Genomic DNA, 25,478 nt, shown 5'->3' with positions numbered 1-25,478 from the left:
CACGTGACGGATGTACGACATTTGCCCGGCGCATCACGAACCATACTCATGTGCCAATTGACTTGGCCCGCGGCATCGCGCAGCCCGCCTGCGCGCATCGCAAGCGGCCGCATGCCTTGGCCGCAGAACTAATTCGCGCGATGATCGCGCAAGGCTCGCGCAAGCCAATCCCTTCTTAGAGGGATTCAAGTCCCATCATGTTCTCAGCATGGGCCATCGCTGATAGACGCACGGATGTGAATCTCTGCCTTCGTTTTTCTGAAAGTGCGCCGACGTGACGACCGATGCTTCCTGCCGACTCGCAACCCACACGCAACATCGAGCCGGCAGGGGTTACGCGCAGCTCTTGATCGGCGCGGCCGTGCTCCTCGGCAATACTTCTCTCTCCAGTACGATCACCTCTGCGCAATCCGCGGTCGACTTGCCGCCGGTGACGGTGGACGCGCCGGCACGCAGGAAGAAGCCGGTGCGCGCGGCAACAACTACAGCGACAAGTACACAAGCCGCCGCGCAACAGCGGTCTCGAATTGCCGCAGCATCCGTTGCTCCGACTCCGCCGGAACGCGCCGCCGCGGCAGCGGCGATCAATGAAGCCAAGCTCGCCTATCGTGCGATGCCGAGCGCCAACACCCTGCGCACCGGCGCCTCCCCGCTCGACACCTCGCAATCGGTCAACGTGGTGCCGGAGCAGGTGCTGAAGGACCAGTTGCCGCGCAATCTCGACGACGCGTTGGTCAATGTCAGCGGCATCACCCAGACCAACACGCTCGCCGGCACCCAGGACGCCATCATCCGCCGCGGCTTCGGCGACAACCGCGACGGCTCGATCATGCGGAACGGCATGCCGCTGGTGCAGGGCCGCAGCCTCGATGCCGCGGTCGAAAGCGTCGAGGTACTGAAGGGGCCAGCCTCTTTGCTCTACGGCATCATGGACCCCGGCGGCATCGTCAACACCATCAGCAAGCGCCCAGAGCTCGACCAGCACGGCTCGGTCACGCTGCTCGGCTCGACCTACGCTCATGGCAGAAGCGGCGCCGACGGCACCATCGACATCACCGGGCCGATCGGCGATGGCGGCCTCTCCTATCGGTTCATCGGCTACGGAGTCAGTGAGGACTACTGGCGCAATTTCGGCCGCCATCGCGAGATGCTGATCGCGCCGTCCCTGGCGTGGTATGGCGACACCACGACAGTCCAGCTCAATTACGAGCACCGCGAGTTCATCACCCCGTTCGACCGCGGCACGGCTTTTGTCAACGGCGCGCCGCTGGCCGTTCCACCGACCCGCCGGCTTGACGAGCCCTTCAACAATATGTGGGGCACCTCCGACCTGATGCAGGCCTCGGTCGAGCAGAAGCTGAGCGAGGACTGGAAGGTCACCGCGGCCTACAGCTATAACACCGAGAGCTACGACGCCTATCAGCTCCGCATCACCAAGATCGACACCAAGGGTAACGAGACGCGGAGCGATGACGGCACGCTCGGAGCGCTCAGCAATGTCAGCTATGGCACGTCCTATATCAATGGCAGCATCGAGCTCGGAGGAATGAAGAACGAGGTGCTGTTTGGCGGCGACGCGCAGTATCGCACCATCTACCGCCAATATCTGCTCCGTCAGCCGATCACCAGGCCGGTGTTCAATGTCTACAATCCTGTCTACGGGCTGGTGCAGCCCGGCACGACGATTGGCGACAGTGACAGCGCCCAGACCGACAAGCTCGGCACGAATGCGCTGTTCTTCCAGGACACGCTGCATCTGACCGACTGGCTAGCGCTGGTCGGCGGCGTGCGCTGGATGGAATATGAGCAACTTGCCGGCAAGGGACTGACCAATTTCGTCACCAACACCAATCTCTCCGGCAACAAGGCGCTGCCGCTCGGCGGCGTCATCTTTAAGCTCACCGACGAGGTCTCGCTCTACGCCAGCTACACGCAGTCGCTGAAGCCGACCTCAACCATAGCAGCGTTCGCCAGCGGCTTCGTCGTCGATTCCACCATCGCGCCCGAAGAAGGCACGCAATGGGAGACCGGGATCAAGTTCGACGTCAACAAGCGCCTGTCCGGCACGTTTGCTCTTTATGACATCGACAAGAAGAACGTCCTGGTGCTGCAGGACAATGGCAACGGCACCTCGACGGGGCGGGCGGCCGGCCGAGCCCGCTCGCGCGGCGTGGAATTGGACGTGACCGGCAAGCTGACCGACAATTGGAGCATGATCGGAAGTTATGGCTACACAGACGCGCGACTGGTCGACGATCCCATCGACGGCAATGCCAAGCTGCTGAACGCCGCGATGAACACCGCCTCGCTCTACCTCGTCTATGATTTCCGAGATGCCCTGCCCGGCCGTCTGCGGCTCGGCGGCGGCGCACGCTACATCGGCGACCGGCCAGGGGATGCGCACAACATGTTCTTCATGCCGGCCTACACCGTCGCCGATATCTTTGCGACTTACGAAACAAAGTACGACAAACTGCCGGTGGTCTATCAATTCAACGTCAAGAACCTGTTCGACAAGACCTATTACACATCCACCACCGGCAGCAGCCTGAACGTGGCGATCGGCGACCCCAGGCGCTTCTCGCTTTCGGCCACGGTGAAGTTCTGACGCGTGATGTTCCCCGCCAATGTAGAGCTATTACAAACTGCAGCCGCGCAGGTTGATTGGCAGAGCGTGGCGGACTTCGCTATGAGCAGCGGCAGTCAATGAACGCGTTGCGCTCCGGGCTTGAAGTGCGCGGCCGACATTGACGGGAAATTCAGTTCACCGCCCGAGATGCTCGCTTCGCATGCCCCTTCCATTCATGTTCAAGCCCGCGATCAAAGCCGCGCTGCTGCAGATCCATTCCATCATCGGCCTCGTGATCGCGCTGCTGCTGACCGTGGTCGCGCTCACCGGCGTGACCATGAGCTTCGAGGAAGAAATCCAGGCCGGCCTGAACGCCGGAATGAGCCATGTGGAGGCCCGGCAGGCGCCGCTGCTGACACCGGACGAGCTGATCGCGCGGCTACCGCCCAGCGATGGCCGGGTCGCCGCCATCATGCTGTCGAGCGACCCCACCTCTGCGGTCCGCATCCGCTTTGCTCCCAGCCATGGCGGATCGCGGCCGACCTCGGTCTTTGTCGATCCCTATGATGCGCATGTGCTGGGCACACCCCGCGGCGAGGAGTTCTTCGCCACCGTTCGCAGGCTGCATCGCTGGCTGCTGATACCGGGCGATGCCAAAGGCTATGGCCGGCAGATCACCGGGATCGCGACGATCAGCCTGCTCGTGCTGCTGATCTCGGGGCTGGTGCTGCGCTGGCCCCATCGCGCCGCCAGCGCGAAGATGTGGCTGAAGCCCAATTTCGGCCTACGCGGCCGCGGCCTGCACCGCTCGCTACATGCCGTCATCGGCACCTGGGTGCTGCCGATCTATCTGGTGATGACGCTGACCGGGCTTTGGTACTCGTTCGATTGGTACAAGAACGGTGCGGTCTGGCTGCTGTCGCGACCGCGGGCTGCCGATGCGGAGCTGGAGCCAAAAGCGCCGCGCGGTGCGCGCGCCGCCAAGAGCGATGTCCAAGCTGGCACCAAGCGGGAGAGCAGACCGCTGGCGCTCGATCGGGTCTGGGCCACGTTCCAGCAGTTGGAACGCAACCGCTTCAGGACCGTGCTGATGAACCTGCCTGCCGGCGACGCCACAATCGTGCGGGTCAGGGCATGGGCTGAGGACTCCACGGAAGGGCCTCGCGATGAATTCCGAATCGATGCGGCGAGCGGCGAACTCGTCTCCTCGGAACTTTACGCCGACAAGACCATTGGCGAGCGGATGCTGATGCGCGTCCTCGACATCCATCGCGGCAGCATATTCGGCTGGCCGGGCAAGCTGGTGTTCATGCTGGCAGCGGCGGCGATGCCGCTGTTCGCCGTCACTGGCCTGTTGCTCTATGTGTCGCGCCGACGTCACCGCCGCCTCGCGCACCAGGCCGAGATGCGTCTGGTTCCAGGCGAGTGAGACAATTTGGATAAGAGCGCTATCGGGGACTCGGACGGCACTGCAGCAAGCTGACCATGTCTATTCCCCCCGGACTGATAAGTTTGGGAACCATGAGGTCCGACGTCTCTTATCGAGGCACACAGTCTCGAGGAGGAGGAGGACAACATGGACGGACTGATTTATCTGATCGGACTCATCGTGGTCATCATGGCCATTCTCTCGTTCTTCGGCCTGCGGTGAGGCAAGGCCCATGAACATCGAAACACCTCCGGTGGAGGCAACGCCGGTGGTCAGGACGCACGCGCCTGACCCATGGACGTTGCGCTGGACACCGATCGTGGCGGGAGCCCTGACGGCCGCCGCCATTTCGTCAATCCTCATCACATTCGGCGCCACGATCGGACTCGGCGTGAGCTCGGCGGCGCCGACCTGGCGCGATGCCTCGGTGGCGCTGTGGCTGCTCTCCGGCATCTATCTCGTGCTGCAGGCGTTGATCAGCTTCGGTTGCGGCGGCTATGTCGCCGGACGCGTGCGCGCGCCCTACGGCGCCGCATCCGAGGACACCGAGCGGCGCGATGGCATGCACGGCATCGCCGCATGGGCGCTGGCGATCGTGCTCGGCATCGTGCTGTCGGCGATGATCGCATCCGCGGCCAGCCGTCAGACCGCGCTGTCGCCGCCGGCAACAACGACGGAGCCTTCGGTCCTGAGCTACGAGATCGACCATCTGTTCCGCGCCGCGCGCCGGGCGCCGACGACAGAGCTCGCGCCCGCGCGCGCCGAGGCCGGACGTATTCTGCTGACATCATCGAGCCACAGCGGCGTCAGCACGGACGACCGCGCCTATCTGGTCCAGCTGGTGACGGCCACCACGGGGCTTACAGGTGCGGACGCGGAGCGCCGTGTCGACACCGTGATCGGCGACGCCAGGACTGCGATCAAGCATGCCCGCGCCGGCACGGTCATCCTGGCGTTCTCGGTCGCAACCGCGCTGCTGCTCGGCGCCGTCGCCGCCTGGCTCGGTGCCGAGAGCGGCGGGCGACATCGCGATGGCGCGCCGCTGTCCGATTGGATGGAGCATGCGAACCGGTTCAGCCGCCGACGCGACATGTGGCGGCGATCGGCTCCATTGCCGGAATGAGAACAATGGTGATCCCTGCATTGCGCAGGGATCGCCGCGCCTGACCTTAATCGTTCCGCCATGCCGGCCGCCGGATCTCCTGCTTCTCCTGATCGCCTGCACACTCGCGGTTGGAATCACGGTTGGAAAGCGGCGATGCCCAGACCGAATGCCACGCCCTCGACGTCAACCCATGGCGGCTCCTCGCGCCGAAGCGATAAAGCACGCGAGCTGCAGCAAGCCATCGAAGATGCCGGCAAGAGCGACGGTCGCGATCGCGACCTCGAGCATGGCGAGGGCGGCACTCTGGGACTGCCGCGCAAGCCCGCCGATCTCAGCCATGACGACTGATGCTCTCGGTGCGGTTGGCGTGTCACTTCCCGATCATCGTTGCCGCCCTCGTGAGCGAGACCAACTCGCAAGATGACTGAGTATGGCCGCGACGCCGGAAGCGGTTCAGTAAACGGCGCCGCCTTTCAGAATTCTCGTCCATGGGTGCAAAGGGGCTGTCTGGTTGCTCTCCGCACGGGCGCAACTATCAAGACGCGCCGAGGCCGTCGTACGCCAGACGAGCCATCGCATTGCACAACGGTTTTCGGAACGCGCTGCCGTAATTGACGGGGGCATTGAGGTTCCGGAACGGGAACACCATGTTCTCGACAAGGGAGTTGTTGCCGTGCAGACCGTCAAGGCGGCCGTCGTTGCGGCGATCACCATCGTCGCTCTGATCGTCTCCCTCCTGCCCGGTTTGGCGGAGGAGAGCGGTCCTCTTGCGCTGACGATTTCCATCGATGGAGCGATCGGACCTGCCTCGGCCAGCTACGTGAAGGACGCCTTGGCCAAGGCAGGCGAACGACACGCCGGGATCGTCATTCTGCGTCTCAATACGCCGGGCGGCCTCAACTCCAGCATGCGCGAGATCATCGCGGATGTGCTCGCTTCGCCTGTCCCTGTCATCGGCTACGTCGCGCCCTCGGGCGCGCACGCGGCAAGCGCCGGCACCTACATCCTTTATGCGACTCATATCGCGGCGATGGCGCCGGGCACCAATATCGGCGCAGCGACGCCGGTGCAGATCGGCGGGCCGATACCGGGTCTGCCGAGCGGTGCCCCGGACAAGGACGGCAAGGACAACAAGAAGGATGGCGACCACCCAAGCGAGCCGAAGGATGCCATGACGGCGAAGGCGACAAACGATGCCGTCGCCTTCATCCGTAGCCTCGCCGAACTGCGTGGCCGTAATGCCGACTGGGCCGAGAAGGCGGTGCGTGAGGCCGCCACGCTCTCGGCCAACGGCGCGTTGCAGGCCGGTGTCATCGAGCTCATTGCACGCGATCCGGCCGAATTGCTGAGCCTGGTCGATGGGCGCACCGTCGAAGTTGCAGGTGGCAAGACGCAGCGCCTCGCGACGAAGGGCTCCGTCATCGAAGTCATCGACCCCGGATGGATCTCCCGATTCCTCGCGGTCATCACCGATCCCAACGTCGCATTCATTCTCCTGATGGTCGGCACCTACGGGCTGATCTTCGAATTCATGTCTCCCGGCGCGGTGGCCCCAGGTGTCGTCGGCACGATCTGCCTGCTGGTGGGTCTGTACGCACTCAATTTGCTGCCGATCAATTACGCCGGCCTTGCCTTGATGCTGGTCGGCATCGCGCTTCTCGCTATCGAGGCCTTCAACCCGACCGTGGTGATCGGCCTCGGAGGAGTCATCGCCTTCATCCTGGGAGCGGTGATGCTCTTCAGGGTCGAGGCGCCCGGCTACAGGCTGTCGTGGTCGGTTATCGCCATCGTCACGGCGATGTCGACCGGCTTTGTTGTTGTCGTTCTCGGCTCGATCTGGCGCGCTCGCAGCAGCCCGGCAAGAGTTGGCGCGCAAGCCATGCGCGGCCTGGCTGCAGAGGTCCTCGACTGGAACGAGAACGAAGGACACGTCTTTGCGCATGGCGAACGCTGGCAGGCGCGCAGTGTCGAAGCCTTCAAGCCCGGCGAGGTCGTCGAAGTGTCCAACATCGTCGATTTGACGCTGGTCGTACGGCGCGCACCAGCCGCCGGCAGCAAGGGAGAGAAATGATGATGATCGATTACCTGACCTATGCGGCGATTGCCCTGATCGTCATCATATTCTTCACCCAAGCTATTCGCATCCTGCGGGAATATGAGCGCGGTGTCGTCTTCACACTCGGACGCTTCACCGGTGTGAAGGGGCCGGGCCTCATCATCCTCGTTCCGGTCGTGCAGCAGCTCGTGAAGGTCGATCTCAGGGTGATGGTGCAGGTGGTGCCGCCCCAGGATGTGATTTCGCGCGACAACGTTTCGGTCAAGGTCAACGCTGTGCTCTACTTTCGGATCATCGATCCCGAACGCGCCATCATCAAGGTGAGCGATTACATGTCCGCCACCAGCCAGCTCGCGCAAACGACGCTGCGGTCCGTGCTCGGCAAGCACGAACTCGACGAGATGCTCGCGGAACGAGACAGGCTGAACGCCGACATCCAGGAGATCCTCGACAAGCAGACCGACGTCTGGGGGATCAAGGTGACCGCGATCGAAATCAAGGATGTCGACATCAACGAAACCATGGTGCGCGCGATTGCCAAGCAGGCCGAAGCGGAACGGCTGCGGCGTGCCAAGGTGATCAATGCGATGGGCGAGCAGCAGGCCGCCGAAAAGCTCGTCGAGGCCGGCCGCATCCTCGCCCAGGAGCCGCAGGCGATGCAGCTTCGCTATTTCGCGGCGCTGCATGACATCGCGGGCGAACGATCCTCGACCGTCGTGTTTCCGCTCCCGACGAATCTGCTCGACCATCTCGGCCTGCGGAGCGGATCGACGTGAGTTCAGCTCAAGGGCACAAGGATCTCAGCTCCGGCGGCGGAGCGCCCTTCCCCTCGAGCATCCCCAGTGCCAGTGCGGCCTCCACCCGCACGCTCGGATCCTCATCACGCGCCAGCTGTCGGAGCGGAAGGAGGGCTTGTTCGATCCCCGGAAAAGTCGGACCGAGGCGACCGAGGTGCCAGGCCGCCAAGCTGCGGACGAAGGCAAGCTCGTTGCCCAACTCCGCAATGAGAACGGCGACCGACTCCTCACCCGATGGCGCCACCCGGGCCAAGGCTGCCGCCGCCCAGACGCGCACGAATCCAACCGGGTCCTGGAGGGCAGCGGCGAGGTCGGACATTGCCGCACTTGCCGCGGGGCCGATCTCGCCCAGAGCATACGCACCGAGGCGGCGCTGCAGCGGATCGCTGCTCGAAAGCTCCCTCACCCAGTCTGGGACGGAAGTCCCTAGATAAGCGACCTGCACGCTCATGGCCTGATCCTGCTCAAGTCCCCACACCGAGGCGGCGGTCCAGGTTGAACGCGGCGCTTATCAACCCGATGTGAGTGAATGCCTGCGGGAAGTTGCCCAGGGCTTCGCCGCGTGGACCCGTCTCCTCGGCGTACAGGCCGAGGTGGTTGGCGTAGGTCAGCATCTTCTCGAAGATGAAGCGGGCCTCCTCCACCCGGCCGGCCCGGGCCAGCGCTTCCACCAGCCAGAACGTACACATATTGAACGTTCCCTCGCTCCCGGTGAGGCCGTCGCCGGCTCCTTTGCCGATCTCGTAGCGGTGCACAAGGCTGTCGGACACCAGCTCCGCCATGATCCGATCCAGCGTCCCGCGCATGCGGGGATCGGTCGGCGACAGGAAGAAGACGAGCGGCATGATCAGGTTGGACGCATCCACCGCGTCAGTGGCGAAGTGCTGCACGAAGGTCTGCCGCTCCGCGTCCCAGCCGCGCGTCATGATGGCCTCGTAGATACGGTCCCGCTCCGCGGCCAGGCGAGTGCGGTCCAGTGGCAGGCTCCGCTTGCGGGCAAGTCGGATGGCTCGGTCCAGCGCCACCCAGCACTGCACCTTGGAGTAGACGAACTGCTGCTGTCCACCGCGTACCTCCCAGATGCCATCGTCAGCTCGCTCCCAGTTGTTCGCCACCCAATCCAGGATCTTGCGCAGGTGGCTCCAGAAGTCATAGGCGGTCGGCGTCCCGTACTTGTCGTATAGATAGACGGCGTCCATCAGCTCGCCGTAAATGTCCAGCTGCAGCTGCTCTGCAGCAGCGTTGCCGACCCGCACGGGACGCGAGCCACGGTAGCCATCGAGGTGACCGAGAACTTCCTCGGGCAGCTCGTGCCCGCCGTCGATGCGATACATGGTCTGCAACGGGTCGCCCCGGGCGCCCTCGATGGCCCGCTGCTCCAACCAGGCCATGAACTGCTCTGCCTCCGACGTCAGCCCCAGGCGCAGAAAGGCGTAATTGGTGAAAGCGGCGTCGCGCACCCAAGTATAGCGATAATCCCAGTTGCGCACCCCGCCGATCTCTTCCGGCAAGCCGCAGGTCGGCGCCGCAACGATCGCGCCGGTCGGCGCGAACGTAAGCAGCTTCAACACCAGCGCCGAGCGGTGGACCATCTCGCGCCAGCGGCCTGAATAGTTGCATTTCCTCAGCCACTGCCGCCAAAAGGCCAGGGTCTGCGTCAGGGCCTCCGTGCCGACCAGCCGCGCCTCGAGCAGGGTGCCGTCACGAGCGCTGTCGCCATTCTCTTCCACCTGACGGAAGATGAACGTGGTCGTCTCGCCGGGGTTGAGGACGAACTCGGCAGCGACGCCGTCGCCCTGCCGGCCGAGCGGGAAGCGGCTGACCAGAGAGACTTTCATCCCTTGCGCCTCGAAGATCGCTCCCCGGCCCTCCAGGACGACCTGGTGGGGTCGGCGGGCAAAGTCGAAAGCCGGCCGACAATCGAGGCGGAAGCGGACCGACCCGCGCACCGCCCGCACCACCCGGACGATCTGGTGGATCTTTCTGACTTCGCGCGGGCCTTGAACCGGCATGAAGTCCACGACCTCACCGACGCCCTGGTCGCCGAGAAAGCGTGTGACCAGGACGTTGCTGTCAGGCAGATACATCTGCTTGTGCTGCGCCTCATAAAGACTGGCGATGCGGAATGAGCCTCCTTTCTGGTCGTCGAGGATCGCTGCGAAGACGCTCGGCGAGTCAAAGTGCGGCAGGCAACACCAGTCAATGGACCCGTCGATGCCGACGAGGGCAACGGTGTGCAGGTCGCCGATGACGCCGTAGGACTCGATCGGCTTGTAGCCCATGATCTCGTCTCCTCCGCTCGCTCGACTAGTTGGTCGAAAAACCATCGTTTGCACGAGATCAACTGGTCTGGACTTTCCATGGCTCAAATGGGCGACTGAGGTCGCCGGCCCGGATTGTGGCAGGCCCAGTGGCACGAACGTGCGAGTTTCGACGTCGATATACCACATCTTGCTTCCGTGATCGCGTCGAGGGTCTTGCGGGAGCCGGAGGCGGGCTGAGTTTCGCTGCGAGGGGCGCGCCTGGAGCGCCGCTTCAGGTCTCGGCGAGGACGGCAAAGCTCACGATGCACCACGGCAACAGCGCTCACCGTCCAAGGTCATCGTTCTCGGGGGTGGTCTTCTGCGGCTGGTGCGATGGCCCTTGTTTGCTCCGCGGCGCCAGAAGCCGATACGCGACGTTGTGTCAAGATCGGGAACCTTTTTCCCTGTGTGCACTTTGTACCGTCGTGCCAAAATTGGCTCGGGAGAAAATTGGTGGAACTTCCGACCATCCTGGTCATCGAAGACGACGACGCGGGAGGTTCAGCGGTTGGCCGATACCTGTAGGGCAAGCGACGTGAGCCAAGCATCCATACTCCTTATCGAAGACGAGGCCCTCATTCGGATGATGCTCGTCGAAATGGTCGAAGAACTCGGGCACAAGGTTGTTGCGGAGGCTGGGCGCGTCGATGACGGCTGCTCTCTTGCCGGGATCGAGCAGTACGACCTCGCAATCCTCGACATCAATTTGCAAGGCTTCAACGTGCAGCCCGTTGCCGAGATGGTTGCGGGTCGAGGGTTGCCCTTCTTTTTCCTAAGCGGCTATGGCTCGGACGGCGTTCCGAACTCATTTAAGAGCAGGCCCGTCCTCAGGAAGCCCTGCACGCCCGAAGAGCTCAAGCGCGTAATCGACTCAGTTCTGACCAGGTGCCTCCAGATCGGAGCATCTCACCAGGACGGCGCCTGTGCTGCGCCTCCAACTTTCCAATCCTCCCGCTAATACTGCGGCTCTGCATCTATGCCCCATGGCCGCTTGCAATCATCTTGGCCATCACTCCTCAGCTGTCGCGAAAAACATGCAGGAGAATGGCGCCTCCACGCGAGCCGCCTTTAGTTCGTCCAGCTCTGCATCCGTCTGGGGGTGGCTCACGCGCACCACGTAGGAAGACCGCGGAGCCCGGAATTGCTCCAGCTTGGAAACCCAGGCTTCAAGGCTCCCCTTCATCTCGCCCCCCATCTTTTCCAGGCCCTCGATGCGCGCCACAAGCTCGGACGCCTCGACAGCCTCGAAGTAGTTGTCAACGATCTTGCTAGCCTCACCTGCCTCGGTTGGCCTAAGATTCCCATCCGTCACTGCAGTCAGTACTGCGCAACCGTACTTGCCGCTTCAGCGGGAGAGGTGATCGCCGGCACCGCGAACGAAAGCGGCCGATCTTTTCGCGACGGGATGATTCGGTAAAAGCACAGCCGCAGCGCCGTCAAATCGCCAGCCTTCGCAAGATCGATTGCTTTTCGCGTGAGGGCTTCAGCCAGCGTCAAGAAGAGCCTTGGGCGGCGGAGTTGGTCGGCATGCTACCTGAGGACTCGATTTAAGGGCGCTGTGCTCCGCGAAGTCGCAGGCGAGAACCTCATGCGCGTACCATTCCGCCCGTTCTGCGGTCTTTCCACTCACCGAAGCGGCCAAATCCCGTTCAGAGCGTCGGCGAACGCACACCGATCGGTTACAGCTGCGGGACATCTTAAAGTCACCTTACCGAATAGTACGCTGTTCGGCTCCCTCTATTAAATGACGCAATTCGCAACCTTGACGCGCTCTCGGCTCGCACTAGCAGCGCGAGGGCTGCATTTACCGCATTTTACAGACTCACCCCTAAGGTTTTCGGTTAATCGCGGTAGATCCGCCTCACGGTAACAATATGCTCAAAGTCTATAGCTGCATTGCCGACGCCCACGACTTGAGACTGGTTGGTCTGGCAGCGCTCGTATGTCTGCTAGCATCATTTGCGGCGATCAATTTGCTCCACCACGCCCGCAAGTCCACCGGACGTATGCGAGCAGTTTGGCTTCTGGTATCTGCGATATCCACCGGGTTCGGTATCTGGGCGACGCATTTCATCGCAATGCTTGCGTTCACGCCGGGAATCCCCAGCGGTTATAATATTGCATTAAGCCTATTGTCGCTTGTCTTCGCCATTTTACTCACCGGCTTGGGCCTTGCAATATCACTAACCCCGGACTGGCGTTTCGGCCCGTGGACAGGTGGCGCTATCATCGCGGGTGGCATCGCCGCAATGCACTACACCGGAATGGCCGCGTTCGAGATCGCGGGCATCATTCTCTGGGATACCGCTCTCGTTGCTGCATCAATCATCCTCGGAGCGGTAGTCGGCGCCGTGGCGCTGCCTGTCGGTCTTGGCAAGGATGCAAAATGGAAGATTGGCGGTGCCGTGCTGCTGACGCTCGCGATCTGCAGCCACCACTTCACTGCAATGGGTGCCGTGTCGATCATCCCCGATCCCACCATAGAGATTTCGCAATCGGCGCTGCCGGCCGAATGGCTTGCGGCGGGGGTTGCAATCGCGAGCTGCGCCATCATCGGGCTGGCTCTCGCAGGTGTAGTGCTAGATATCCGCGACCATCGCCGTTCAGAGCTCGAGGTCGATCGGATGCGCGATCTTGCAAATGCCTCTGTTGAGGGGCTTGTTGTTTGTGACGGGGAGACTATCGTCTCTGTCAATACCAGCTTTGCTAACCTGAGCGGACTGCCGACGGCGACTCTCGTTGGCTCAAATCTCGCTGATTGCTTTCCGGACAATGTTGCGCGTGCCAAGCTGCTGTCTGAGCCAGATCATCCAGTAGAGACCAGCCTGCAACATGTTAATGATCTGATCACGCCGGTAGAGCTGATCCTGCGTCCGATCAATTTCGCCGGACGCCCACACCATGTCATCGCAGTTCGAGACCTCCGGGCGCGTAAGGAGGCCGAACGGCACATCCATTATCTCGCACATCACGATGCACTAACATCACTTCCCAATCGTAGTTACTTCAATGCGCGGATGGACCAGGAAATCGCCACCCTGGCTGAAGGCGAAAGTCTTGCGGTCCTCTGTCTGGATTTGGATAAGTTCAAGGAGGTGAACGATCTGTTCGGCCACGCAGCTGGCGACGAGGTGTTGCGAGCCGTCGCTTCGCGTGTAACTTCGGCACTGGGTGAACAGCAAATCATGGCGCGTCTTGGAGGCGACGAGTTCGCGATTCTAGTTCCTGGTTTGACTAGTCCAACCGCGGCAAGCCGCCTTGCGGAGAAAATCCTGGAAACCCTACGCATTGCAAGCGAAGCGCCGGAGGCCAGCGGTATCTCCACAAGCATTGGTATCGCGCTATGTCCAAATGATGGATTAGATCGTCAGACACTTTTGACCCACGCCGACACCGCCCTTTATCGCGCAAAGGCCGAAGGCCGTAATACCTATCGCTTCTTCGAGGCGGAGATGGGTGCTGCAGTTCGCGAACGCCGCATGCTTGAACACGATCTGCGCCTCGCGCTTCCGCGTGCCGAGCTACGACTGGAATTCCAACCTCAACGAGGCACTCAGTCTCAAGCTGTTACGGGCTTTGAGGCCTTACTGCGCTGGACGCATCCAACACGTGGCGCAATCTCACCGGCCGTGTTCATCCCCATCGCTGAGGAGACGGGCGCAATTCGGGAGATCGGTGACTGGGTGCTGAGGACAGCATGCCTCGAAGCCGCAGCATGGCCGCAGCCGCTGACCGTCGCTGTCAACGTCTCGGCCGTGCAGCTCTATAATGTCAATTTTGTACAGGAACTTCATCAAATTCTGCTGGAGACGGGTCTTGCGCCGCGCCGCCTCGAGATTGAGATCACCGAAACAGCGCTGGTCCGGGATTTCAACCGGGCACTAGCTACGCTTCGGCAGATAAAGGCCATGGGTGTTCGCATAGCAATGGACGACTTTGGGACAGGCTATTCCTCGCTCTCGAACTTACGCGCGTTTCCTTTCGACAAGATCAAGATCGACGGGTCGTTCGTCAAATCCGTTAACTCCAATGGCCAGGCCGCAACAATAGTCAAAGCGGTACTTGGGCTCGGTCGCGGGCTCGGACTTCCCGTCCTCGCCGAGGGTGTGGAGACCGAGGCCGAACTGCAATTCTTGCAGGCTGAACGCTGTGATGAGGTTCAAGGATATCTGCTCGGACGCCCCGCCGCGATCGACAGTTTCCGACAATTCACGCATGGCCAGCCCAGATCTGAGCCGACTGATATGTTTGCTGCGAAAGCGATCGGCGCCTAAGGGGAGCGGGCGAGAAAAGCGACCGTTATTTTTCGAAGCCTTGCGCAGCAGCTCATGTCAGGGACGCGCGGCGAAGCTCTGCCAACTTCCCGATGCCGCGCAACACGGCAGTGTTCGGACCGACGTTCGCGGAGAGAGCGTGATCCGATCTCCTGATATCCTCGCCGACCCGCGCTACGGCAAGATCGAACCTCATCGAGGAATGCCGCCCGGTAATGTACCGGTCCGCAGCTATCTGGCCGTTCCAGTCACCGCACGGGGTGGCGAACTGCTCGCGCTGTCGAATAGCCTTTCCGCGATTTGCTTTCTCTCCTCATGTCTGATCGCCGCCGTGGGGAAGCGATCGACACGCTTCTTCAAGCACAGCGCCAAGTTTGCCATCGTTTGGTGGTCGAGCTCTGTTTTGAATGCACAGTGCAGTAACGGGTTTATCGTCCCCATTGGGAAGCGGAGGACTTCTGCAATTCTGCCCAATTCGCCATCATAGATGCAGTCTCGGCCTGACGAACCTTCTTCAATGGTCGTCAACCGCTCGGGCCGGACGGGGAGGATGTTGCTTTACCACGCGCTTCGACCGCCAATGAAGCAAGATGGTCTCTAACGGTATTCTCTGCTTGGTATGCCGTCGTCTGTGCATGCAGCTAGTCCTCTTGCCGGAGAAACAAACCGACTCCCCCCTGCGGAACCAGGCAGAGTTTGCAATAGGGCCAGCTGCTCCCCTGCCTGGCCTGCTCGCGCAACAACTTTTGCGAAACAGCGCGTCAAAATGGGTCCATACTGAGCGATATCCGCGATCTTCTTTTCCGACATAGCCAATGATTGTCGGGTACTATTGTCCTACTATCGCCGAGTGCCGGAACCTAGAGCAGCGCCAGCTCTGTTGTCGCGGATCGAACACGAGCAACAGTTCTTGAAAGAGCTTAGAAATGGTTGTTCAAATAGTCTCGCGGCGTAGAGGGCTCTTAGTACATAGAGAAGCGACGAAGGCCTGCAGCAAAGCTGGCGGAAGTTCTAGCCCATAAGACAATACATCAATATTCCCAGGACGAACGATCGAAGGGGCCGTTGTGTGCTGAATCCTCCAGAAGATGACAAGATCGGTCGCCGTTTTTCTGAGTTCGAAGTCGTGCTGAAGAGATGCGGCCGCCACCGATGGAAGTGGTCGGTCTGTACGATCCAGGGCAAGGCCATGATGTGCGGCTTGGAGGCGAGGCGTGCCGAGGCACGCTACAAGGCCGAACGCGCTCTATTCCTGCTGCTGTGCGGTAGCGCTGCGGCCCGCCCGGACTTTGAGAAACGGTCCGATCTTTTGGATCGAACTGCGACGGCGATATCGCGAGCTCGCGCCCGTAGAAGGGAAAGCCAATCAACGATCGAAGGCATGAAAGGACCCAGGCAGGATCTTCGGGAAAATCTTGAGAGACTGCGCTCCGAGGTTGTGGCAGTCAATAACGCTGCGGTGAAGGCCAAACAGCTTTTGCGCCAAGCATCTGCGGCGTCCGCCAGAGCGGCGGCGTCCTACCAACACAGAACGCGGATCCGATCAGGCACCTCAAACCAGGCGAACTCTGACGCTCAGGGTCGATCGAACTGAAGGTGCACATCCTGGGAACGAGTTACCCTTAATACAAGTACTTCTTACCAAAGCTCCCGATATTGTCGGCTCCTGGCTTGCGCCGTAGCACTGCAGAGCGCCCAACCGTTGCAACAGCTCACGGCAGCATCTCGCCGGTCGAGTTCGATCCGCCTTGCGCCTCTCAATGATCGACGCCCTACTGGTTCGCTCTTGGCGGTCGCATTCGCTGATGTTCTCGTCGGCCGGCCATTGCAGACGTCTCTATCGTGATCGACAATCCGCGCTTGGCCCAAGCACTTGGCCAGCGATCCACGTCACAAACGAGTGGCATTATCGTCGCTGAGTTTGAGATGCTTTGCATCAAGCGCGGCTCCACGATGTGTGCAATCCGTCTATGGCCGATGACGACGTCCGACGATAAGATCGGTACGGCGGACCATGCTAAAGCGGCGATGTCGAATGTGACGAGGCACTACGAAACGCCACGGAGTAGCTTCAAGCATTGTTATGGTGATCCGATGAATCAACACGACCATTTTATCCCGGAACGCGTACGCGCTCCGCTTCTGGCACTGGGGATACCCCGCGGCAAAACATGGCGCCGATGGCCTAGCCAGCTTGTTTCCCAGTGAGTTCAACATCGGGGCGACAGGAATGAGCGCCGAAGATATAGCCAACGTTCTGATCTACCTGACCGACAAGAAGATCATCTCCGTTCCAGGAGCAACCGGGCCCACCGCCGTCAAGAAGGTGGAACCGGGCTGGCACTTCTGCCAGTTCTATCGGGACTTCGACCAGCTTCTCCGTATGGTCGCGCCCTACGTCACCGAAGGTCTGAAGAACGGTGAAGGTTGCCTATGGGTGATGCCGAAGGCGGTGACAAGAAAAGCGGCTTGCGTCGCGCTGACGCCTTAAGTGGAGGAGGACGTCGAACCTTACTTTGCCCGCGGACAGCTCGAGATGCTGTCGCATCCTGACTGGTATCTTGACACGTCGGGAGACCTCAAGTCGTTCGAGAAAATCAACGAAGCCTTGCTCGATAGGCAAGATCGAGCCTTGGCCTAAGGCTTCAAGTTCTTGCGTGCCGCCGGAGATACCGGCTGGGTTTCCGGAACGGAGCAGACCAAAAGCTTCATCGAATACGAATTGAAGATCAATGCAGCGCTGGGTGCGACAAAGGTAGCGGCGGTTTGTACCTATCTTGCTGATGTTACCGCAGATGAGTTCGTCGCTATCGTGATGGCTCACCAGGACGCCTTAGACAGACCGCACACCTGCAGTTGATCTCTGATTGCTCGTCGTTGCCGCTGGAAAGCCCATGGTCGGAAATGGGTCAAAAGCTCGATTTTGTACGCAAGTGAGTGACTTCCGCTCGGCCCTAAGCAGCAGACCATTTCGCAATCGAAACGAACTCTTTTATGGCGCCATAATTTCGAGTGCCCGTCCATTATTCTGCAAGTGTCGGCCCAGCTATCGGCATTGTGGATCGGCGCGGAGGTGAGCTTGTCATCAGGTTGTACTGAAAACGATGCAAGTTGCGGTGCTGTGCTGCTCCGCTTCGCAGGCACATCAATGCATCTCTCGGGCGGCACCGGATTTGTGAGCGCTCTCATCTGGAGCGGGAGCGCTGATCGTCGGCATAGGAGCCGATCGCGGCGCGTTGGTTTTCACGTCAATTTACTACTCGCTCATAGCGGGATAAGGTTTGCCCGCTTGTGGGGGTGGCAACGGCCAAACTGAAAGGACATGCCTATTACGTCCAGATGCCGGCCGAGATCGAGGCGGTCTACCGATGCGGCGTCGCAGTCTGCCGGCGGAGGCAGCGTTCGTCTCCGAAACGCAAAGGCTGTGGCCATCGAAGTTTCGGGCCTGAGGTGGGCGGAGGGTTCTCGTTAGCCTTGAGCGGCATCGGGGTCGCTTCGCTTATCGGAACCGAGCGGTGGGCAGCGGCGGGTGCGTTGGTCGCCTAAACGCAGCGCCAAGATCTTACGCGTTTTGCCATGGAACCTATCAAAATGGAACCAACGCCCGCTTGGAACGTTTATGCGGGATTCGCTTTGGGGGCCTTCCACCAGTGTCCAACAGGATTTCGCGCCGGACGCGTGCGCCGGGAGAGCATCCCCGGAACCTATCGACATGAACGACGCCAACTCGGAATTCAGGCCGGAGGCCATTAGCGCATCCGATTGGCGGCAGATCGTCCAGAGCGCAACCGACACGGCAATCATCACCACCAACCAGGCCGGGCTGGTGACGAGTTGGAACCAGGGCGCTTATCGGCTGCTCGGCTGGACCGAGGAACAAATGCTGGGCCGGACGCTCGACCGCTTGTTCGAAGATGCAAGCCAGATCAAGCGTGAATTCGAGGAAGCCCGCAACCAGGGCGTGGGTGGCGGTACTGAGGGTTGGCGACTCAAGAAAGGGGGCGGCCGGCTCTGGGCAGTCGGCGAAATGACGCCCATTCGCAATCCGGATGGCGAAATCAAGGGCTTCGTCAAGATCGTCCGCGACCGCACGCGGGCCAAGGCAGCCGAGGAAGAAGCCGCCGCAGAACGTCGGGCCCTCGAAATCCTCAATCGAGCAGGCTCCGCGCTCGCGGCCGAGACGGACCTCCACAAGCTGGTGCAGATTGTCACCGATGCCGGCGTCGAGCTGTCGGGCGCCGAGTTCGGTGCATTCTTCTACAATGTGCTCAATGAGCAGGGCGAGAGCTATATGCTCTACACCTTGTCCGGCGTGCCGATGGAGGCCTTCTCGAAATTCCCAATGCCCCGCAACACCGCGGTGTTCGCGCCCACCTTCAAAGGCGAGGGTATCGTCCGATCCGACGACATCACCAAAGACCCGCGCTACGGCAAGAACGCGCCTCGCACAGGGATGCCCGAGGGCCACCTCCCTGTGCGTAGCTATCTGGCCGTCCCGGTCGTCTCACGAACTGGAGAAGTGTTGGGCGGACTGTTTTTCGGCCATGCCACGCCGGGCGTATTCGACGAGCGCTCCGAGAGAGGACTTGCGGGTCTGGCGGCGGAAGCCGCGGTGGCGATCGACAACGCAAGGCTCTCTCAGGCGGCCCAACGGGAAATCACTGAGCGCCGTCGCGTGGAAGAAGCGTTGCGTGAGCTAAACGCTACTCTGGAGCATCAGGTCGCCGAACGGACGGCTCAGCTTAGGATGAATGAGGAGGCGCTGCGTCAATCGCAGAAGATGGAGGCGATCGGCCAACTAACCGGCGGTGTGGCCCACGATTTCAATAACCTGCTGCAAGTGATTATCGGCAACCTCGACACCATCCTGCGCAACGTTTCGGATGAAGCTCCTCGACTGAAGCGGGCCGCCAATCAAGCGCTCAATGGTGCGCGGCGCGCCGCCGCCCTCACCCAGCGTTTGCTGGCCTTCTCGCGGCGTCAGCCGCTCGATCCGAAGCCGCTGAACGTGAACGGATTGGTGACTAGCCTCTCAGAGATGGTACACCGGACGCTAGGTGAAACTGTCGCGGTCGAAACCGTATTGGCTGCCGGCCTGTGGCAGGTCGAAGCGGATGCCAACGAGCTCGAGGCAGCGATCCTCAATTTGGCGGTGAATGCCCGGGACGCCATGCCGGACGGTGGCCGCCTCACCATCGAGACCGCCAACGCGCACATCGACGAGGCGTACGCCGCGAACTATGCCGAGGTGACTCCCGGCCAGTATGTGTCCATCTCCATCTCGGACACTGGCAAGGGAATGGACGAGGAGATTTTGGGCCGAGCGTTCGAGCCCTTCTACACCACCAAGCCGGTCGGCAAAGGCACGGGTCTCGGCCTCAGCCAAGTCTATGGCTTTGTCAAACAATCCGCTGGTCATGTGAAAATCTATTCCGAGCTCGGCCAAGGAACGACGGTCAAAATCTACCTTCCGCGGCTTATCGCTGCCGCCGCCGACAGCGAGAGCGGGATCGATGAGACCATCCCCGATGGCGATGAAGAGGAGACTATCCTGGTCCTTGAAGACGACGACGACGTCAGGACCTATTCCGTTGAAATCCTGCGGGAGCTCGGCTATCGCGTGGTCGAAGCTCATGATGGACCGTCCGCGCTTCGTCTGCTGGAACGGCAAGGCCGCGTGGACCTGTTGTTCACGGACGTCGTGCTGCCGGGCGGCATGACAGGTGCCCAAGTGGCCGAGCAGGCCCGCGACTTGAAGCCTAATTTGAAGGTCTTGTTCACGACGGGCTACGCTCGCAACGCAATTATCCACCAGGGTCGGCTGGACAAGGGCGTGCGGTTGATCACCAAGCCATTCAGTTCCGCTGACCTGGCCGCCAGAATTCGGGATGTGCTCGATGATCAGCTCTAAGAATCGCGATATTTACGCTGCGAGCTCACCTTACCTGATAGGGTGATCATGAAAGTAGGTAAGCCATGTCAGACGCGATCGAGACTATGCTGGAGCGCGCGCTGAGCGCCGCGCTGGCGGGCGACCAAGCGCTGCGTGAGGCGCTCGACGAACTCCCTGCCGCCATCTACGTCACCGACGTCGATGGGGTGATCACCTATTTCAATCCCGCGTGCATCGATTTCACAGGGCGGCGGCCGGAAGTCGGGGCGGACCGCTGGTGCGTTACTTGGCGCCTCTACACCAACGCCGGCGAGTTTCTGCCCCATGCCGAATGCCCCATGGCGGTCGCGATCAACACCCAGCGGCCGATCCGCGGGGTGACAGCGGTGGCAGAGCGGCCCGATGGCACGCGCGTGGTCTTCCGGCCCTATCCAACTCCGATTTTCGACAAAGATGGCAAGTGCGCAGGCGCGGTGAACTTGCTCGAAGATGTGACAGACGAAGCACGCGCCGAGGATTTCCAGGCCCAGGCCCGTCGCTGCCGGCGACTGGCCAATGCAGTGGCGGACGATTTTGCGGCCGATGCACTGAGCCGCATGGCCGAGGAATATGAAACGAAAGCGGCCGAGCTGCTTGGCCATAAGCGCTTCGCAAATAGCGGCGCGGATGGGAACGGAATACGGCAGGCGCCCGCCCAGGATCCGGACATCGACGGCCCAGATACCGTTGGCCGCGGTCCTCGTTTTTAGCGCATTGATCAAGAGTTGGAAAACTGCGATGGCTGTTGAAGGCGCATCTAAACGACAGGCAAGTTCGGGCGTGCCGGGGCTGGACGACATCCTGATTGGCGGCCTCGAGCGAGAGAACCTCTACCTGATCGAGGGTACGCCAGGTTCTGGCAAAACCACCATGGCGATGCAGTTCCTCATCGAGGGTGCCCGCCATGGCGAACGCACACTCTACATCACGCTTTCAGAGAGCGAGCAGGAGCTTCGCAAAACCGCCGCAAGTCACGGATGGTCGCTGGACGGAGTCACCATTCTTCAGGTCACGCCGCTTGAAGCGGACCCCGACCAACAGCAGGGGCTACTCCATCCGTCGGAGGTGGAGCTCGGCCACACCATCAAACTGATAATGGACAAAATCGACCAGGAGAAGCCGGCGCGCCTAGTGATTGACGCGCTTACGGAGCTTCGGCTGCTTGCTGAGGACCCTTTTAACTACCGGCGCCAGATCCTGACTTTGAAGCGCTTCTTTTCGGAGCGCGATTGCACCGTGCTGGCGCTGGACGATCTCACCGAGACCGTTCCAGGGCTGCACCTGCACAGTGTTGTCCATGGCGTGTTTAGCCTGGAACAGCGGCGGATGGAGTACGGCGCGGTGCGCCGGCGGCTTTCGGTCATCAAGCTGCGCGGCGTCGATTTCCGCAGCGGCTATCATGATTACATCATACGAACGGGAGGCCTGCGGGTGTTTCCCAGCTTGCTCGCGGCCCAGCACAAGGCGAGCTTTCCCCACGAGCCGATCTCCAGCGAAAAGCCGGAACTGGATGCCCTGCTTGGTGATGCGCTTCGTCGCGGGACGAGCACGCTGCTGATTGGCCCGTCAGGCGTCGGGAAATCCACCCTCGCCATCCAGATCGCGCTGGCTGCGGCGAAACGCGGTGAGCGCGCCGCCCTGTTCGCGTTCGACGAAAGCTACCGCACCGCTGCGGACCGCGCACTGCGGCTTGGACTGGACCTTGACGCTGCCAGGGAAGCCGGCCGGCTATCCTGGACCGACCTCAGCCCAACCACATTGTCCCCCGGCGAGTTCGTTTCGGACGTCCAGCGCGAGGTCGCCGCGGGCGCTAGGGTCGTCGTGATCGACAGCCTGAACAGCTACATCGCCTCGATGCCCCAGGAACAAGCACTCATCTTGCACATGCACGAGTTGCTCACCTATCTGGGAAATCAGGGAATCGTGACGATCCTGATTCTCGCCCAGCACGGACTGGTCGGCGAGACGCACGTTCCGTTGGATCTCAGTTTCATGGCGGATACGCTTGTGCTGCTGCGCTATTTCGAAGCCGAAGGCCAAGTTCGAAAAGCGGTATCGGTCCTGAAGAGCAGGGCCGGCGAGCACGAAAGTACAATCCGGGAATATACTCTGTCATCGAAGACCGGCGTAACAGTGGGCGAGCCGCTGCGCGCTTTTCAAGGCGTCCTCACGGGGGCGCCCAGGTTTGTCGGACAGCGCGAAGCCCTTGCAGAGTCCAGTGATGATGAGCAGCGACGTTAAACGCTCTACGCTGCGCATCTTGATCTTGGCTCCCTCTGGCCGGGACGCGCCGACAGTGGCCGACGTCATTACCAAAGCCGGCATGCTCCCGCAGACGTGCCCGACGCTGGAATCGCTCTGCGTCCACATTGCCGATGGGGCCGGCGCCATCCTGGTAGCCGAGGAAGCTCTGAGGGAGCAACAGACCGTCGACCGGCTTCATAGCGCCCTAGCGGAGCAACCCGCTTGGTCTGAAATTCCCGTCCTGCTGATCGCCAAGGCCGCCGGGCGCGGCCCGACCCGGCCCGCGGCTGAACGGATCGGCGATTATCGCAACATTGTTATGCTGGAGCGGCCGCTGCGTTCGGCCTCACTCATCAGTGCCCTGCAATCGGCGCTGACGGCGCGCCGGCGTCAGTACGAGATCCGGGATCACTTGTTGGAGCGCGCCCGGCAGGAAGCGGAGCTTCGCCGCCTGAATGAGACCCTGGAGCAGCGCGTCGAGGTGCGCACGCGCGAACTGCAGCAGGCTTTGGAAGAGCTTCAGAAAGCCATGCATGAACGTGAGGAGGCTCAGCGCGCGCTCGCTCAGGCACAGAAGACGGAGGCGATCGGCCAGCTGACCGGCGGCGTTGCCCACGACTTCAACAACCTCCTGATGGTCATTAGCGGCGGCCTTGACATGATCGAGCGATCGGCGGATCCAGAGCGACGGCGAAAGCTGATCACAGCCATGCGCCAAGCAGCCAAGCGGGGCGAGGCGCTGACCCGTCAGTTGCTCGCATTTGCCCGGCGCATGACCTTGGCTCCTGAGCCGATCAACCTGCGAAGCTTGATCGACGGCATGCGCATCCTGGTGGGCGGTGCGCTTCGCGGCGATATCACAGTCGAGGTGGATCTGGAGCCTAAGCTCTGGCCGGTTCTGGCCGATCCCGGGCAGCTCGAACTTGCGCTGCTTAACTTGGCTGTGAACGCACGGGATGCGATGCCTTCCGGCGGCGTGCTCACCCTTGCCGCCCGCAATGAGCGGCTTGGAGAATCAGGCGCGAACGGCACAAAGGGCGAGTTCGTGCGGATCGAAGTCCGGGACACCGGCACAGGCATTCCGCCGGACATCATCGATCGCATATTCGACCCGTTTTTCACAACCAAGGCGGTCGGCAAGGGTACGGGCCTAGGCCTAAGCCAGGTTTACGGGTTCGCCAGCCAGTCGGGCGGGCACATCGAAGTCCAGAGTGATCTAGGACAGGGTGCAACCTTCATCCTGCGCCTCCCGCGGGCTACTACGACTTCCGCCGAGACCCTGCCGGAGCGGTCGCCGGCGGCAAGCGAGCGCCTCTCTCACGGCGGGCGCAAGGTGCTTGTCGTTGAGGACAACGACGATGTCGCCGAACTCGCGATGGAGATGATGACGACCCTCGGCTTCGTTGTCGCGCGTGCTGCCAACGCAAGAGAAGCTCTCGCTAAGCTTGCGACCAACCGGGGAGGCGTGGACCTCGTATTCTCCGACGTTGTGATGCCCGGGGGCATGAACGGTGTCGATCTCGCGCGCGAGCTGAAGCGGCTCCGGCCCGAACTACCGGTGCTGCTGACCTCTGGGTATTCAGACGCCTTTCGCGAATTGGATCCAGACGAGGGTCTGCGACTCATCGAGAAGCCCTATCGCCTAGAAACCCTGCAAAGCGCTTTGCGCGACTTAGCTGAGTTCGCGTAAGCAGGCGGGCGCAATCGCCTCCAGACTGGGCAGGTGGACGGCCATCGTCTCGATCCCGGTGATCGGCCGGCCCGACGACGGTCCCTTCAGGAATTCCACCCGATCAAGGTTGAACGTTTCCATGGTCAGGGCCGTAAAGCCGGTTGGGCCGATGCCGTCATAAGTCGCATTGATCTGGTTGCCCTGGAAACCACGCATGGCGAACGACACGTCGTTCGGCGCATCGCCAGCGCTAACGCCGGTTGCACCCTTCACCGTGTCGATCGTGGTGTGGTAGCCCTGCTCGCGGATTGTTTCCGCCCGACCGCCTCGACGGTTGCCGGGATTTCCCGCGGAGTCAGCCCCAGCCGGCTCGCGCTCGGCGTCACCACGTTCGTGTTCAGCGGCGTCGCCGGCGCCTGCCCTTGCCCCTGCGACTGCGGTGACGCTTCGGCTGTGTTTCAGGGTGGCGGAGCTTGGTCTGTCCGAGAGACGGGGCCCCTTTGCGAATTGGATGTTGCCGCCGATCCCGCCGTTCGTCGCCGCCGCGGCGCATCGACGGTAACAGGCGGCAGCGAGATCGCTGCCTGGCCGGGAGACGCCGAGGGCATCTGAGCTTGCGCTTCAGCGAGGATAGGAGGCAGGAGACGACCGAAAGCGAGAGATCGATAGAGAGACATAACGCACAACCACCCCCAACCGCCCGCCACGCATCCCACGTCGTCGCTTCACAGCGGCCTATTGCCCCACTCGGCCACTACCTTTCCGTGCCGAACGATCACAACCGCGCTCGAGCGAATCTGATCCGAAAAGGATCGCGCTTGGGCCAATTCGGTCTCTGAGCAGCCCAATTCTGCAGGGGTGACGCGCCCCCACTCCGCTGTTGGGAAGCCATCTTCAGCTGTCGCAGGCCCGAACCGAACCAAAGCGCCGAGCAGTACGACGGCGAAAACAATCTGGCGAATAGACATTGGATCCCACGCGCTGCGAGCTTGACCTGATCGCAGCACGACATTCGTTAACGGAGCTCGGCAGAACGCCTATCGAAGTATTTTCTTTGGATTCCCGACAACGTTCTCATAGCGACGTCTCTTGTTGGC

At 61.6% G+C, this 25,478-nt stretch carries 19 protein-coding genes and 1 pseudogene; 15 read left to right on the top strand and 5 right to left on the bottom strand.

The window, feature by feature from the left end:
* The first annotated feature begins 274 nt into the window (after positions 1-274).
* The 6 genes from P6U24_RS11865 (at position 275) to P6U24_RS11840 (ending at position 7,935) form a co-directional block, all read left to right on the top strand.
* Positions 275-2,608 (top strand): TonB-dependent siderophore receptor, encoded by a 2,334-nt coding sequence (locus P6U24_RS11865; RefSeq protein WP_407159301.1) that lies wholly within the window; start codon positions 275-277, stop codon positions 2,606-2,608.
* Between the two features lie 181 nt (positions 2,609-2,789).
* Positions 2,790-3,998 (top strand): PepSY-associated TM helix domain-containing protein, encoded by a 1,209-nt coding sequence (locus P6U24_RS11860; RefSeq protein ID WP_407159300.1) that lies wholly within the window; start codon positions 2,790-2,792, stop codon positions 3,996-3,998.
* 232 nt (positions 3,999-4,230) lie between these two features.
* The gene (locus P6U24_RS11855; protein WP_407159299.1) at positions 4,231-5,121 is read left to right on the top strand and encodes a hypothetical protein; all 891 of its coding nucleotides are present in this window, start codon (positions 4,231-4,233) and stop codon (positions 5,119-5,121) included.
* 135 nt (positions 5,122-5,256) lie between these two features.
* Positions 5,257-5,451: a hypothetical protein gene (locus tag P6U24_RS11850; RefSeq protein ID WP_407159298.1), complete on the top strand. Its 195-nt coding sequence runs from the start codon at positions 5,257-5,259 to the stop codon at positions 5,449-5,451.
* Between the two features lie 325 nt (positions 5,452-5,776).
* Positions 5,777-7,174: an NfeD family protein gene (locus tag P6U24_RS11845; protein WP_407159297.1), complete on the top strand. Its 1,398-nt coding sequence runs from the start codon at positions 5,777-5,779 to the stop codon at positions 7,172-7,174.
* Complete coding sequence (locus P6U24_RS11840) at positions 7,174-7,935, top strand: slipin family protein (RefSeq protein WP_407159296.1); 762 nt, start codon at positions 7,174-7,176, stop codon at positions 7,933-7,935. Before P6U24_RS11845 ends, P6U24_RS11840 begins: the two co-directional genes overlap by 1 nt.
* Before the next feature lie 7 nt (positions 7,936-7,942).
* Here the strand turns inward: P6U24_RS11840 and P6U24_RS11835 are convergent, their stop codons facing one another.
* Together P6U24_RS11835 and P6U24_RS11830 are read right to left on the bottom strand one after the other, a co-directional pair.
* Positions 7,943-8,407 carry a HEAT repeat domain-containing protein gene (locus P6U24_RS11835; protein WP_407159295.1) on the bottom strand — a complete coding sequence of 155 codons (465 nt, stop codon included), beginning with the start codon at positions 8,405-8,407 and terminating at the stop codon, positions 7,943-7,945.
* A 13-nt stretch (positions 8,408-8,420) separates the two neighbouring features.
* Positions 8,421-10,238, bottom strand: a complete 1,818-nt coding sequence (locus P6U24_RS11830) for a glycoside hydrolase family 15 protein (RefSeq protein WP_407159294.1) — start codon at positions 10,236-10,238, stop codon at positions 8,421-8,423.
* Between the two features lie 529 nt (positions 10,239-10,767).
* Here P6U24_RS11830 and P6U24_RS11825 point away from each other — a divergent pair.
* Positions 10,768-11,217 carry a response regulator gene (locus tag P6U24_RS11825; protein WP_407159293.1) on the top strand — a complete coding sequence of 150 codons (450 nt, stop codon included), beginning with the start codon at positions 10,768-10,770 and terminating at the stop codon, positions 11,215-11,217.
* A 51-nt stretch (positions 11,218-11,268) separates the two neighbouring features.
* Here the strand turns inward: P6U24_RS11825 and P6U24_RS11820 are convergent, their stop codons facing one another.
* Positions 11,269-11,571: a hypothetical protein gene (locus P6U24_RS11820; RefSeq protein ID WP_407159292.1), complete on the bottom strand. Its 303-nt coding sequence runs from the start codon at positions 11,569-11,571 to the stop codon at positions 11,269-11,271.
* Positions 11,572-11,576: 5 nt separating this feature from the next.
* Positions 11,577-11,756, bottom strand: coding sequence for a hypothetical protein (locus tag P6U24_RS11815; protein ID WP_407159291.1), 180 nt, complete (start codon positions 11,754-11,756; stop codon positions 11,577-11,579).
* Between the two features lie 377 nt (positions 11,757-12,133).
* Between P6U24_RS11815 and P6U24_RS11810 the strand changes: the two genes are divergently transcribed.
* From P6U24_RS11810 to P6U24_RS11775, 8 genes and pseudogenes are all read left to right on the top strand, one after another.
* Positions 12,134-14,533, top strand: coding sequence for an EAL domain-containing protein (locus P6U24_RS11810; RefSeq protein WP_407159290.1), 2,400 nt, complete (start codon positions 12,134-12,136; stop codon positions 14,531-14,533).
* A gap of 83 nt (positions 14,534-14,616) precedes the next feature.
* Positions 14,617-14,807 (top strand): annotated as a pseudogene (locus P6U24_RS11805) (hypothetical protein); the annotation flags it as partial.
* 1,956 nt (positions 14,808-16,763) lie between these two features.
* Positions 16,764-17,024 carry an MEDS domain-containing protein gene (locus tag P6U24_RS11800; protein WP_407159289.1) on the top strand — a complete coding sequence of 87 codons (261 nt, stop codon included), beginning with the start codon at positions 16,764-16,766 and terminating at the stop codon, positions 17,022-17,024.
* A gap of 162 nt (positions 17,025-17,186) precedes the next feature.
* Positions 17,187-17,393: an MEDS domain-containing protein gene (locus P6U24_RS11795; protein ID WP_407159288.1), complete on the top strand. Its 207-nt coding sequence runs from the start codon at positions 17,187-17,189 to the stop codon at positions 17,391-17,393.
* Positions 17,394-18,245: 852 nt separating this feature from the next.
* Entirely contained in the window at positions 18,246-20,444 is a 2,199-nt protein-coding gene (locus P6U24_RS11790; protein WP_407159287.1) for an ATP-binding protein, read from the top strand.
* A 65-nt stretch (positions 20,445-20,509) separates the two neighbouring features.
* A complete protein-coding gene (locus tag P6U24_RS11785) occupies positions 20,510-21,175 on the top strand; it encodes a PAS domain-containing protein (RefSeq protein ID WP_407159286.1) in 666 nt (221 codons plus the stop codon).
* Between the two features lie 28 nt (positions 21,176-21,203).
* On the top strand, positions 21,204-22,706 hold the full coding sequence (locus P6U24_RS11780; protein WP_407159285.1) for an ATPase domain-containing protein: 1,503 nt from the start codon (positions 21,204-21,206) through the stop codon (positions 22,704-22,706).
* Positions 22,687-24,399 carry an ATP-binding protein gene (locus P6U24_RS11775; RefSeq protein ID WP_407159284.1) on the top strand — a complete coding sequence of 571 codons (1,713 nt, stop codon included), beginning with the start codon at positions 22,687-22,689 and terminating at the stop codon, positions 24,397-24,399. Before P6U24_RS11780 ends, P6U24_RS11775 begins: the two co-directional genes overlap by 20 nt.
* On the opposite strand, the gene P6U24_RS11770 is transcribed toward P6U24_RS11775, so the two are convergent.
* The gene (locus P6U24_RS11770; RefSeq protein ID WP_407159283.1) at positions 24,382-24,654 is read right to left on the bottom strand and encodes a TonB-dependent receptor plug domain-containing protein; all 273 of its coding nucleotides are present in this window, start codon (positions 24,652-24,654) and stop codon (positions 24,382-24,384) included. The two genes, P6U24_RS11775 and P6U24_RS11770, sit on opposite strands and share 18 nt — an antisense overlap.
* Positions 24,655-25,478: the final 824 nt, after the last annotated feature.

This window comes from Bradyrhizobium sp. STM 3557 (assembly GCF_045571465.1).
Classification (GTDB): Bacteria; Pseudomonadota; Alphaproteobacteria; order Rhizobiales; family Xanthobacteraceae; genus Bradyrhizobium.
This window is presented reverse-complemented; position numbering and strand designations above follow the sequence as displayed.